We start from the raw sequence: 12,043 nt of genomic DNA, 5'->3' as shown, positions 1-12,043 counted from the left end.
CCTCCCGCGCCGTACGGCGGTTCAGACCGCCCGCGCGAACACCACCCGCACCTGACCGGCGGCGAAGTCCAGCGGCCCGCCGTCCGCCCCGGTGAACGCCGTACCGCCGGTCACCGCCGGACGGGACCAGGTGGTCGCGAAGGAGCGCCCGTCGCGCAGCACCTCCGCCCGCCCGGCGCCGACCGTCTCGGTGGAGGGGGTGGGGTTGCCGAGGACGTCGTGGTACGGCGAGTCGTGGATGCCGACGTACTGGACGACGACCGTGGGCGGCGCCGGGCGGGGGCCGTCCGTGGTGACCGTGGGGGTGCCGTCCAGCGCGATCAGCCAGCCGTGCCGGGCCGCGGACCAGGTGAAGGTGAAGCGGGCCGCCGGACAGCGCACCGTGCGCGAGGTCACCGGGGTGCCGCCGGAGGGGGCGGGGCCGTAGCGGAAGCCCGTGGTCAGCGCGCCCGCCCCCGGGGCGGAGAGCAGCAGGCGCGCGGGGCGCAGACAGAGGTTGTGGGGCGCCGCCCGCGTGCTGTCCCGGTAGTAGGCACCGGCCGCCCGGTCGGGCGACTCGGACCGCACCGGCGCCCGCCCGATCAGCGGCAGCAGCTTGCGCTGGGCGCCGGAGAGGCCAGATACGGCCGGTCGAACTGGCCGAGCAGCTCCAGATCGGACGCGCGGGCGCTGCGCACCGGCCCGACGGTGCTCGGCAGCCGGGTCGCGTACACCGCCATCAGCCTGCTCAGACCGCCCTCGACCTGCTCCGCGTACACCACGTCGGCGGCGTCGAGCCCGGTCTGCGGGCGGGCCGCCGGCACATTGTCGATCTTCACGGCGAGCGGGGAACCGCCGGCGGCCGTGGAGGCCGGGGGCGCCGTCGGGACCGGGCCCCGGTCGTGCCGGCCGCCGTGCCCGGCACACCCCGACGCCAGGGCGGCGGCCAGTACGACCGCCGTCACCGCGCCGCCTCGCGCACCACGTCTCCCGCCCACCCCCGCCACCCCGTCCGTCACCCGCCGTCCGACCGCACGCACGCGGTTCATACCCCCGGCACCCCCGTCCGGCACCCGTGCCGCGCCCACCAGGGGATTCGGCGCCCGACGTCACGGGTACCCGGCCGCCACCGCGGAACCGGACGTACGCGATCAAGGGAGCGCGACCTCATGAAGGCAGTCACCTGGCAGGGCAGGCGGGACGTGCGGGTGGAGGACGTGCCCGACCCGAGGATCGAGGAGCCCACCGACGCCGTCATCCGCATCACCTCCAGCGGGCTGTGCGGTTCGGACCTGCATCTGTACGAAGTGCTCACCCCGTTCATGACCCCGGGCGACATCCTCGGCCACGAGCCCATGGGGATCGTGGAGGAGGTCGGCTCGGAGGTGACGAACCTGAAGCCCGGCGACCGGGTCGTGGTGCCCTTCCAGATCTCCTGCGGGCACTGCTTCATGTGCGACTCCGGGCTCACCACCCAGTGCGAGACCACCCAGGTCACCGGCGAGGGCATGGGCGCGGCCCTGTTCGGCTACACCCGGCTCTACGGCGCCGTACCAGGCGCCCAGGCCGAGTACCTGCGGGTGCCGCAGGCGCAGTTCGGGCCGATGAAGGTGCCCGACGGCCCGCCGGACGACCGCTTCGTCTATCTCTCCGACGTGCTGCCCACCGCCTGGCAGGCCGTCGAGTACGCGGCGGTCCCGCCCGGCGGCAGCGTCGCGGTCCTCGGCCTCGGCCCGATCGGCGACATGTCCTGCCGGATCGCCGAGGCACGCGGCGCCGAACAGGTCTTCGGCATCGACCTGGTGCCCGAGCGGCTCGCGCGGGCGAACCGGCGGGGCGTGACGACGTACGACCTGAGGACCTTCGACGACGAGAAGGCGCTGATCCACGCCATCCGCGACGAGACCGGCGGCCGGGGCCCGGACGCGGTGATCGACGCCGTCGGCACCGAGGCCCACGGCAGCGCGGCGGCGCGGCTCGCCCAGCAGGCCACCTCCCTCCTGCCGCGCGCACTCGCCGCCCCCCTCGCGGAACGCTTCGGCGTGGACCGGCTCGGCGCCCTGTACATGGCGATCGACCTGGTACGACGCGGTGGCACCATCTCGCTCAGCGGTGTCTACGGCGGCATGGCCGACCCGATCCCGCTGCTCACCCTGTTCGACAAGCAGATCCAGATGCGGATGGGGCAGGCCAACGTCCGCCGCTGGAGCGACCGGATCATGCCGTACCTCACCGACGAGGACCCGCTCGGCGTCGAGGACTTCGCCACGCACCGGGTGCCGCTGTCCGAGGCGCCGCACGCCTACGAGATGTTCCAGCGCAAGGAGGACGGCGCGATCAAGATCCTCATGAAGCCTTAGCCGGCCGGGTCCCGAGAGGTGCGACGGCGGAGACCTCAGCCCTTCTCCCCGAGGATCTCCGCCAGGTCGTACCGCACCGGCTCCTCCAACTGGGCGTACGTGCAGCTCTCGGGCGTCCGGTCGGGGCGCCAGCGGCGGAAACGGGCGGTGTGCCGGAAGCGCTGCCCGTTCTCCATGTGGTCGTAGGCGACCTCGGCCACCCGCTCGGGCCGCAGCGGCACCCAGGACAGGTCCTTCTTGCCCGACCAGCGGCTCGGCGCGCCGGGCAGCCGGGCGCTCTCGTGCGCGGCCTCCTCGGCCCAGGCCGCCCAGGGGTGCCCGGTGACGTCGTCCATCCGCAGCGGCGCCAGCTCCTCGACCAGTTCGGCGCGCCGCTTCATGGGGAACGCGGCCGACACGCCCACATGCTGGAGCCTGCCCCGCCCGTCGTACAGGCCGAGCAGCAGCGAGCCCACCACCGGGCCGCTCTTGTGCAGCCGGTACCCGGCCACGACGACATCGGCCGTGCGCTCGTGCTTGATCTTGAACATGGCCCGTTCGTCCTGCCGGTAGCGCAGGTCGAGCGGCTTGGCCACGATCCCGTCGAGCCCGGCGCCCTCGTACCGTTCGAACCACTGCCCGGCCACCGCGAGATCCGTCGTCGCGGGCGCCAGATGCACCGGCGGGGTGGCATCGGCGAGAGCCCGGTCCAGCAGCGCCCGGCGGTCGGTGAGCGGCACATCCAGCAGGGAGTGGTCGTCCAGCGCCAGCAGATCGAAGGCGACGAACGACGCCGGGGTGCGCTCCGCAAGCGTCCGCACCCGGGAGGCCGCCGGATGGATCCGCTCGGTCAGCGCGTCGAAGTCCAGATGCCCGTCCCGCGCGATCACGATCTCCCCGTCGAGCACGCACCGCCCCGGCACCCGCTCCCGCAGCGCCTCGACCAGCTCGGGAAAGTACCTGGTCAACGGCTTGCCGGTGCGGCTGCCCAGCTCGATCTCGGCGCCGTCGCGGAACACGATCGAACGGAACCCGTCCCACTTCGCCTCGTAGAGCATGCCCGGCGGGATCCTCGCCACCGACTTGGCGAGCATCGGCTTCACGGGCGGCATCACGGGCAGCTCCATGGCTCCGATTCTGCTCGCGCGCGCTCGCGGGCGCCCGGCATGCGCACCCATGCGCGCCCGGTGTGCGAGCCGCGCGGGGGGCGCCTACGGTGGCCGCATGGCCGAAGCGCTGGAACTGGAGGTGGCCGGGCGGACCGTACGGCTGTCCAGCCCGGACAAGGTGTTCTTCCCGGAGCGCGGCTTCACCAAGCTGGACCTCGCGCGCTACTACATCGCGGTAGGCCCCGGCATCCTGCGCGCCCTGCGCGAGCGGCCCACCACCCTGGAGCGCTACCCGGACGGCATCGAGGGGGAGTGGTTCTATCAGAAACGCGCCCCCAAGGGCATGCCCGACTGGATCCCGACCGCCCACATCACCTTCCCCAGCGGCCGCAGCGCCGACGAGATGTGCCCGACCGAGGAGGCCGCCGTGGTGTGGGCCGCCCAGTACGGCACCCTCACCTTCCACCCCTGGCCGGTGCGCGCGGGCGATGTCGACCACCCCGACGAACTCCGCATCGACCTCGACCCGCAGCCCGGCACCGACTACACGGACGCCGTCCGGGCCGCCCACGAACTGCGCGCCGTCCTCGACGAGTTCGGCGGACTGCGCGGCTGGCCGAAGACCTCCGGCGGCCGGGGACTGCATGTCTTCGTGCCCATCGAGCCCCGCTGGACCTTCACCCAGGTACGGCGCGCCGCCATCGCCGTCGGCCGGGAGCTGGAACGCCGGATGCCCGAACACGTCACCATCAAGTGGTGGAAGGAGGAGCGCGGCTCCCGCATCTTCGTCGACTACAACCAGACGGCCCGCGACCGCACCATCGCCTCCGCCTACTCGGTACGGCCCCGCCCGGAGGCCACCGTCTCCGCGCCGCTGCGCTGGTCGGAGGTCGACTCCGCGCGCCCCCGCGACTTCGACCTGGTCACCATGCCGGCCCGGTTCGCCGAACTCGGCGATGTGCACGCCGGCATGGACGCCCACCCGCACTCCCTGGACGCCCTGCTGGAGCTGGCCCGCCGCGACGAGCACGACCACGGGCTCGGCGATCTGCCGTACCCGCCGGAGTACCCGAAGATGCCCGGCGAGCCCAAACGCGTCCAGCCGAGCCGGGCCCGCAAGGACCCCGCGTCCTGACCACCGAGGACGCCGCGCCGGGCACCGAACCCTCGATATCCTGGGCGGTAACCGGCCGATGAGGAGTCCCGTGGTGCCCGAGGCAGTGTCCCGTCCCACCCTGGAGGCCGTGGCGACGCGCGCCGGGGTCTCCAGAGCCACCGTGTCACGGGTGGTCAACGGCGGATACGGCGTGCGGGCCCCGCTCGCCGAGCGGGTACGACGGGCCGTGGCCGAACTCGGCTACGTCCCCAACCAGGCGGCGCGCAGCCTCGTCACGAAGCGGCACGACGCCGTCGCCGTCGTCATCGCCGAACCCGAGGCCCGGGTCTTCACCGACCCCTTCTTCGCCCTCCAGTTGCGCGGCATCAGCAAGGAACTGACGGCCCACGACAACCAGTTGGTGCTGCTGCTCACCGAGGGCCGGGACGACCACACCCGGGTGGCCCGGTATCTCGCCGGGGGCCATGTCGACGGCGCGCTGGTCTTCTCCCTGCACCTGGACGACCCGCTGCCCGGACTCATCCATGACGCCGGGGTGCCCACCGTGTTCGGCGGCCGGCCGGGCTGGCGGGACCGCACCGGCACACCGGTGTACGTGGACACCGACAACCGGGGCGGCGCGCGCACCGCCGTACGCCATCTGGCCGGGCTCGGCCGCACCCGGATCGCGCACATCACCGGCGCCCTGGACCAGACCTCGGCCGTGGACCGGCTCGACGGCTACCGGGACGTCATGGCGGAGACGGCCGAGGGGGGCGGCGATCCCTCGCTGGTCGTGGAGAGCGACTTCACCCCGGCCGGCGGGGAGCGGGCCATGCGGGAACTCCTCGACCGCCGCCCCGACGTGGACGCCGTGTTCGCCGCGAACGACCTCACCGCGCTGGGCGCGCTGCGCGTGCTGCGGGAGCGGGGGCGGCGGGTTCCCGAGGACGTGGCCGTGGTCGGCTTCGACGACATGCTGCCGCTGGCCGAGCAGTCCGACCCGCCGCTGACCACGGTCCGTCAGGACATCGAGCGGATGGGCCGCCTGATGGCCCGGCTGCTGCTGCGGGGACCGTCCGCGTTGCGCGGGGCGTCGGCCGGGGACGGGGACGGGGACCCGGGTCCGGAGAGTGCCTCCGGTCCGGGTGACGCCTCCGGTCCGGGCGACGTCTCCGGTCCGGGCGACGTCTCCGGTCCGGGTGACGTCTCCGGTCCGGGTGATGCCTGTCTTAGGGGCGACACATCTGCCCCGGGTGACGCCTCCGGCCCGGATGACACCGCTTCGGCGGCCCGGACGCCGGGGCCCGGTGTGATCCTGCCGACCACCCTCGTCCGCCGGGCATCCGCCTGAGCGGTACGCAGCTCGTGAGCCGTGAGCCGTGAGCCGTGAGCCGTCAGTCGTGGGCCGCTAGCCGCGGTGGTGAGTCGCCGTCTGCCGGCGGCCAGCCGCCCCTGGCCGGCCGCCGCCCGACAGTTGCCCGTGGCAGGTCGTCGTCCGCCGTGAGCCCGGCCCTCACCCCAGCAGGTCCGGGCCCCGGCCCCCGGTCATCGCCTCACCCCCGCGCCCGCGCCCGCTCGCTCCTGATCACCGCGAACCGCGCGCCGTACGGATCGGCCAGCCCGGCCATGCGCCCCACGCCCTCGACCGTCACGGCCGGGGCGCGCACCGAGCCGCCGAGCCGCTGCGCCTCGGCCGTGATCGCGTCCGTGTCCTCGACCGCGAAGTACGGCAGCCAGTACGGCTCGTCCGCCGCCCGGGCCAGCGGCACCATCCCGCCGAACATCGCGTCCTCCCCGGCGCCCGCCGGGTTCACGCACGTGTACACACCGCCCGGGAAGGACACACCGGAGGTCTCCAGGCCCAGCACCCGGTGGTAGAAGGCCGCCGCCGCCGCGATGTCCGGGGTGTGCAGCTCGGCCCAGCACAGCGCGCCCGGCGCGTCCGCCACGTCCACGCCCTCGGTCCGGCCGGGCTGCCAGACCCCGAACCGCACACCGGCCCGGTCGCCGAGGACCGCCATGTGCCCTTGGCCCATCACGTCCACCGGCCCGAACAGCACCTGTCCACGGGCCTGTTCGACCGCACGGGCGGTCGCCGCGGCGTCCGGGGTCCTGAAGTACAGCGTCCAGGCGGGCGGCCCCTGACCGGGCCCGCACTGCATGCCACCCGCGACGGTCTTCCCGTCCAGCTGGAAGAAGCCGTACCCCCCGGCGTCCGGGCCCGCCGACTCGAAGTGCCAGCCGAACAGGGAGCCGTAGAAGGAGCGCGCGCCGTCGATGTCCGGTGCGCCGAGGTCGAGCCAGTTCGGCGCGCCGTCGACGAAATCGGTGGTGAGCATTGCCGCCCTCCTCGAAGGGTCCCGTCCCGTGCACTGCCGAGTCTGGCACCGCCCACTGACAACCGCCGCCGGAGTACCGCCGGGGCGCGCCCTCACCTTCGGTGATCCCGCATGTCCGCCGGGTTTTCGAGAATTCCGCGCGCCGCCGTGCAACCGGCCGGCCCCCCGGAGCATCATCGATGCGGCCGGGGGCCCCGACGACGGCGTTGAGCGCGCGTTGATCGAACGTTTTTCGCCGATCGGCATGATCCTGGCCATGCACCTCGACACCATCACCCCGGCCGACCCCACCTGGCAGGCGCAGGCCCTGTGCGCGCAGACGGGGCCGGACTTCTTCTTCCCCGAGCCGGGCAGCTCGGTCCGCGAGGCGAAGCGCATCTGCGGGATGTGCGAGCTGCGCCCGGCCTGCCTGGAGTACGCCCTCGCCAACGACGAGCGCTTCGGCGTCTGGGGCGGGCTGTCCGAGAAGGAACGCCTCGCGCTGCGCCGCACCTCCGGCTGACCGGCCGCCCGCGACCGGGCGCCGGCCGGCCGGTGACCGGCTCGATCAGTGGCCGGCGGCCCGCGCCGCCATCCGCGCCTTGCGCGCCGCCAGCTTCTCGTCGAACCGGGCCGCCTCCATGTCCAGACCGCCCATGTACAGACCGACTTCCTCCTGCGCCCGCCGCCCCTCGGGGCCGAGGCCGTCCAGCTCCATGACCTTCAGGAAGCGCAGCACCGGCTGGAGCACGTCGTCGTGGTGGATGCGCAGGTTGTAGACCTCGCCGATCGCCATCTGCGCGGCGGCCCGCTCGAAACCGGGAATGCCGTGTCCGGGCATCCGGAAGTCGACGACGACGTCCCGGACCGCCCGCATCGTCAGGTCGGGCGCCAGCTCGAACGCCGCCTTGAGCAGGTTCCGGTAGAACACCATGTGCAGGTTCTCGTCGGTCGCGATCCGGGCGAGCATGCGGTCGCACACCGGGTCACCGGACTGATGGCCCGCGTTGCGGTGCGAGATCCGGGTGGCCAGCTCCTGGAAGGCGACATAGGCGACCGAGTGCAGCATCGAGTGCCGGTTGTCGGACTCGAAACCCTCGCTCATGTGCGCCATGCGGAACCGCTCCAGCTGGTCCGGGTCCACCGCGCGCGAGGCGAGCAGATAGTCCCGCATCACGATGCCGTGCCGGCCCTCCTCGGCCGTCCAGCGGTGCACCCACGTGCCCCACGCGCCGTCGCGGCCGAACAGGCTGGCGATCTCATGGTGGTAGCTGGGCAGGTTGTCCTCGGTCAGCAGGTTGACGACCAGCGCCGTACGACCGATCTCGGTCACCTTGGACTGGTCCTTCGCCCACGCCTCCCCGTCCTCGAACAGGCCCGGGAAGTTGCGCCCGTCGCCCCAGGGCACGTACTCGTGCGGCATCCAGTCCTTGGCGACCTTCAGATGCCGGTTCAACTCCCCTTCCACCACTTCCTCCAGGGCGTACAGCAGCCGGGCGTCGGTCCAGACGGACGGGCTGCCGAGATGGGGGGAAGTGATCGTCACGGGAACTCCAGGGGGACGCCGAACAGGGGAGAGCACAAACGAGGGGTACCGGCGAGCGGTGCCGGGAAACCTACGTGATCGTAAGCTACGAATCCGTAGGTTACGAAACCGTAGGTTAAGTCGCCGTAAGAGACCCCCTGATCAGGGGGTGCGTCAGGGTGACCGGGCATACGGAACAGCCCCAGGACACGTCGGTCCCGGGGCTTTCGGAGGGCGGCGTCCACCCGGTCAGGCGTACAGCCCCCGCAGTCGTACGGACAGGCACGTCACCGAACCCTCCAGCTTCTCGAACTCGCCGATGTCCACGGTGACCACCTCGTAGCCGAGGTCGGTGAGCAGCTCGGCGGTCTTCGGGGCGCTCGCCGCCATCAGCAGCCTGTGCCCGCCGAGCAGCACCAGGTGCGCGCCGGACTCCTCGGGCACCGACAGGAAACCGGGGAACAGCGAGGGCCGGTCCACCTTAGGAATGTGCCCCACGACGGTGCCGTCCGGCAGCGCGGTCACGGCCGACTTCAGATGCAGCACCTTGCTCACCGGTACGGCCACCACCCGGGCGCCCAGCGGCTCGAACGCGGCCCGCACCTGCTGCACACCGGCCGCGTCGGTGCGCCCGCTGCGGCCGACATAGACCGTGTCGCCGACCTTCAGGACGTCGCCGCCGTCCAGAGTGCCCGGGTCCCAGACCCAGTTCACCGAGCAGCCGAGGCCGGCCACCGCCTCCTCCACGCCGGCGGTCTCCGGGCGGCGGGACGCACTGCCCGGCCGGGTGATCAGCGCGACATTGCGGAACAGGACGACGGTGTCCTCCACGAACACCGAGTCCGGGCAGTCGTCGGCCGGTTCGACCTCGAACGTCTCCCAGCCGTGCGCCCGCAGTGCCTCGACGTACGCCTCCCACTGCTCGGTGGCGAGCCCGACGTCGACCTTCTGCCGCTCGGCATAGGTCACCAGGCCCTCGGCGAGACGGGGGCTCGGGCGGCGGACGAGGGCCTTCTTGCTGGGCACGACGGGCCTTTCCGGTCGGGGATGCGGTGCCTGCGCCGCGGGTGCGACGCCGGTCCGCCATCATGCAGTCCGACGTGCCCAGGACAAAACCCTCGTCACCAGGCTGTGGCCCTCCTGAGATGCTCCGCCGTCCTCGCGTCGCCGGTCCTCTAGCCCACCTCCTCCGGCGCGACCTCCGTCAGCTCGCCGTCCGCCATCAGCAGCCAGCGGGTGATGCCGATCGACTCCAGGAACGGCAGGTCGTGGCCGGCCACCAGCAGCGCGCCCTCGTACGAGTCCAGGGCCGAGGTGAGCTGGCGCACGCTCGCCAGGTCGAGGTTGTTGGTCGGCTCGTCGAGCAGCAGCAGCTGGGGCGCCGGTTCGGCCAGCATCAGCGCGGCCAGCGCGGCCCGGAAGCGCTCGCCGCCGGACAGGGTGGCCGCCCGCTGGTCGGCGCGGGCGCCCCGGAACAGGAAGCGGGCCAGACGCGCCCGGACCCGGTTGTTGGTGGCGCCCGGCGCGAACCGGGCCACGTTCTGGGCGACCGTCAGCTCGTCGTCCAGCACGTCCAGGCGCTGGGGCAGGAACCGCAGCGGGACATGCGCGGTGACGGTGCCCTCGGTCGGTGCCAGCTCCCCGGCGACCGTGCGCAGCAGCGTCGTCTTGCCCGCGCCGTTGCGCCCGACCAGCGCGATCCGCTCCGGGCCGCGCAGATCGAGGACGCCCTCGACGCGCGCCCCGTGGGCCATCGCCAGATTCTCCAGGGTGAGCACCTGCCGGCCCGGCGGTACGGCGGTGTACGGCAGGTCGACGCGGATCTCGTCCTCGTCCCGCACCGCGTCCACCGCGTCGTCCAGGCGCTCCTTGGCCTCGGCGAGGCGCTCCTCGTGCATGATGCGGTGCTTGCCCGCCGACTCCTGGGCGGCGCGTTTGCGGGCGCCCATCACGATCTTCGGCTCGCGCTTCGACTCGAACATCTTCTGCCCGTACCGCTTGCGGCGGGCCAGCTTGACCTGGGCGTCGGACAGTTCGCGCTTCTGTTTGCGCACATCGGCCTCGGCGACCCGCACCATCCGTTCGGCCGCCTCCTGTTCGAGGGCCAGCGCCTCCTCGTAGGCCGAGAAGTTGCCGCCGTACCAGGTCACCTCGCCGGAGCGCAGTTCCGCGATCTGGTCGACCAGGTCGAGGAGTTCACGGTCGTGGCTGACGACGACGAGCACGCCGGGCCAGGCGGCGACGGCCTGGTGGAGGCGGCGGCGCGCGTACAGGTCGAGGTTGTTGGTGGGCTCGTCCAGGAGCAGCACGTCCGGGCGGCGCAGCAGCAGTGCCGCGAGCCGCAGCAGTACCGACTCGCCGCCGGAGACCTCGCCGACGGTGCGGTCCAGGCCGATGCGGTCCAGGCCGAGTTCGCCGAGGGTGACCAGGGCGCGCTCCTCGACGTCCCAGTCGTCGCCGACCGTCTCGAAGTGCCCTTCGGCCACGTCGCCCGCCTCGATGGCGTGCAGCGCGGCCCGCTGCCCGGCGATGCCGAGGGCCTGGTCCACGCGGAGCGCGGTGTCCAGGGTGACGTTCTGCGGGAGGTAGCCGACCTCGCCCATGACCTTGACGGTGCCGTCGGCCGGGGCGAGTTCACCCGCCAGGAGCTTCAACAGGGTGGATTTCCCGGACCCGTTGACGCCGACAAGTCCGGTCCTGCCGGGGCCGAAGGAGAGGTCGAGCCCGTCGAACACGGTGGTGCCGTCGGGCCAGGCGAAGGACAGGGACGAGAGGGTGACGGAAGAGGAGGACGCGGATGACATGGGGGCCTCGCGGGGGAGTGGGTGCGATTTCGCGGACGCGTCTGGAGACACCGCGAGGCGGGAACCGAAGGGTCACCCGGAGGCCGTACAAAAGAAAAAAGGGCCTGTGCCGGAGGACGGCTCGAACGCCGAGGGTCGTACGCCACGCACACCTCACCGGTGCGACGCGGTGTCTCCGAACCTCAGACGAGCAACGTCCTTCTCCGATCGACGACAACAGGACCGAGGTAAACGGTAGGAGCACCCCGGAAGGGAGTCAAAGCATTTATCGGCGAGGCGCGCGTGTGCGCATGCCCCGGCCGCCGTCCTCCGTCGTGCGAGGCGTCCCCGTCAGGCGTCGCGCATCAGTTCGGCCAGGTGGTGGTCCAGGTCCAGCTGGAGGTGTTCGAGGCCGACCGGCACCAGTTCGCCGGTCGACTCCAGGAAGCGGCGTATCTCGCCCGCGCGCACATGGACGACGGCGGTGCCCTCGGGGGCGTGGAACTCCAGCACGATGCGGTCGTAGCCGTACGGCCGCACCCGTACGTCGCCCTGGCCCTCGGGAGCGAGCAGTCCGGCGGCGAGCAGCTCCCGGGCGAAGGTCCAGCAGACCTCGACGCCTTCCAGGGTGGCCGGGGCCGGGAAGGTCATCCGCACGGCGAACGGGTCGCAGCGGTCGTACCGCAGCGTGGCGGGAATGCTCTGCATACGCGGCGCGGCGGCGACGAGGCGGGCTTCTACGGGCTGCTCGATGACGGTGGACAACGCCTTGCTCCCTCGTGACGGCTGGACTGCGGCCTGGTGACTCCCGGCACTGGGTGAGACGTCGGAACCGGCCGGTACGTGCACCTGGGGGACGAGTGACCTCGGTCACCGCGTTCATGCACGCGG

10 protein-coding genes and 1 pseudogene are annotated in these 12,043 nt (G+C 72.7%); 4 read left to right on the top strand and 7 right to left on the bottom strand.

All coding sequences use genetic code 11. The features are described from left to right. Window positions 1-21 precede the first annotated feature (21 nt). A pseudogene (locus tag QHG49_RS06250) lies at window positions 22-1,028 on the bottom strand (DUF3048 domain-containing protein). A gap of 120 nt (window positions 1,029-1,148) precedes the next feature. Here QHG49_RS06250 and QHG49_RS06245 point away from each other — a divergent pair. Next, window positions 1,149-2,339, top strand: coding sequence for a zinc-dependent alcohol dehydrogenase (locus tag QHG49_RS06245; protein ID WP_301487685.1), 1,191 nt, complete (start codon window positions 1,149-1,151; stop codon window positions 2,337-2,339). A gap of 35 nt (window positions 2,340-2,374) precedes the next feature. Here QHG49_RS06245 and QHG49_RS06240 read toward each other — a convergent pair whose 3' ends face one another. After that, on the bottom strand, window positions 2,375-3,445 hold the full coding sequence (locus tag QHG49_RS06240) for an ATP-dependent DNA ligase (protein ID WP_159706499.1): 1,071 nt from the start codon (window positions 3,443-3,445) through the stop codon (window positions 2,375-2,377). A gap of 97 nt (window positions 3,446-3,542) precedes the next feature. Between QHG49_RS06240 and ligD the strand changes: the two genes are divergently transcribed. Then, the gene (gene ligD, locus QHG49_RS06235) at window positions 3,543-4,562 is read left to right on the top strand and encodes a non-homologous end-joining DNA ligase (protein WP_201300709.1); all 1,020 of its coding nucleotides are present in this window, start codon (window positions 3,543-3,545) and stop codon (window positions 4,560-4,562) included. A 73-nt stretch (window positions 4,563-4,635) separates the two neighbouring features. After that, window positions 4,636-5,877 (top strand): LacI family DNA-binding transcriptional regulator, encoded by a 1,242-nt coding sequence (locus QHG49_RS06230; protein ID WP_301487681.1) that lies wholly within the window; start codon window positions 4,636-4,638, stop codon window positions 5,875-5,877. A gap of 202 nt (window positions 5,878-6,079) precedes the next feature. Here the strand turns inward: QHG49_RS06230 and QHG49_RS06225 are convergent, their stop codons facing one another. Continuing rightward, the gene (locus QHG49_RS06225) at window positions 6,080-6,865 is read right to left on the bottom strand and encodes a VOC family protein (protein WP_301487679.1); all 786 of its coding nucleotides are present in this window, start codon (window positions 6,863-6,865) and stop codon (window positions 6,080-6,082) included. 256 nt (window positions 6,866-7,121) lie between these two features. Here QHG49_RS06225 and QHG49_RS06220 point away from each other — a divergent pair, with 256 nt between their 5' ends. Further along, window positions 7,122-7,367, top strand: a complete 246-nt coding sequence (locus QHG49_RS06220) for a WhiB family transcriptional regulator (protein ID WP_037659718.1) — start codon at window positions 7,122-7,124, stop codon at window positions 7,365-7,367. Between the two features lie 45 nt (window positions 7,368-7,412). On the opposite strand, the gene QHG49_RS06215 is transcribed toward QHG49_RS06220, so the two are convergent. The 4 genes from QHG49_RS06215 to QHG49_RS06200 all read right to left on the bottom strand — a co-directional run bounded on the left by QHG49_RS06215 (window position 7,413) and on the right by QHG49_RS06200 (window position 11,917). Further along, on the bottom strand, window positions 7,413-8,390 hold the full coding sequence (locus QHG49_RS06215; RefSeq protein ID WP_301487673.1) for an acyl-ACP desaturase: 978 nt from the start codon (window positions 8,388-8,390) through the stop codon (window positions 7,413-7,415). 228 nt (window positions 8,391-8,618) lie between these two features. Beyond that, window positions 8,619-9,395 carry a dimethylargininase gene (gene ddaH / locus QHG49_RS06210; protein ID WP_301487672.1) on the bottom strand — a complete coding sequence of 259 codons (777 nt, stop codon included), beginning with the start codon at window positions 9,393-9,395 and terminating at the stop codon, window positions 8,619-8,621. A gap of 149 nt (window positions 9,396-9,544) precedes the next feature. Continuing rightward, window positions 9,545-11,173 (bottom strand): ABC-F family ATP-binding cassette domain-containing protein, encoded by a 1,629-nt coding sequence (locus QHG49_RS06205; RefSeq protein WP_301487670.1) that lies wholly within the window; start codon window positions 11,171-11,173, stop codon window positions 9,545-9,547. A gap of 330 nt (window positions 11,174-11,503) precedes the next feature. Next, window positions 11,504-11,917: an SsgA family sporulation/cell division regulator gene (locus QHG49_RS06200; RefSeq protein WP_159706507.1), complete on the bottom strand. Its 414-nt coding sequence runs from the start codon at window positions 11,915-11,917 to the stop codon at window positions 11,504-11,506. Window positions 11,918-12,043 lie beyond the last annotated feature (126 nt).

The sequence above is a fragment of the Streptomyces sp. WP-1 genome (assembly GCF_030450125.1).
GTDB classification, from domain to species: domain Bacteria; phylum Actinomycetota; class Actinomycetes; order Streptomycetales; family Streptomycetaceae; genus Streptomyces; species Streptomyces incarnatus.
This window is presented reverse-complemented; position numbering and strand designations above follow the sequence as displayed.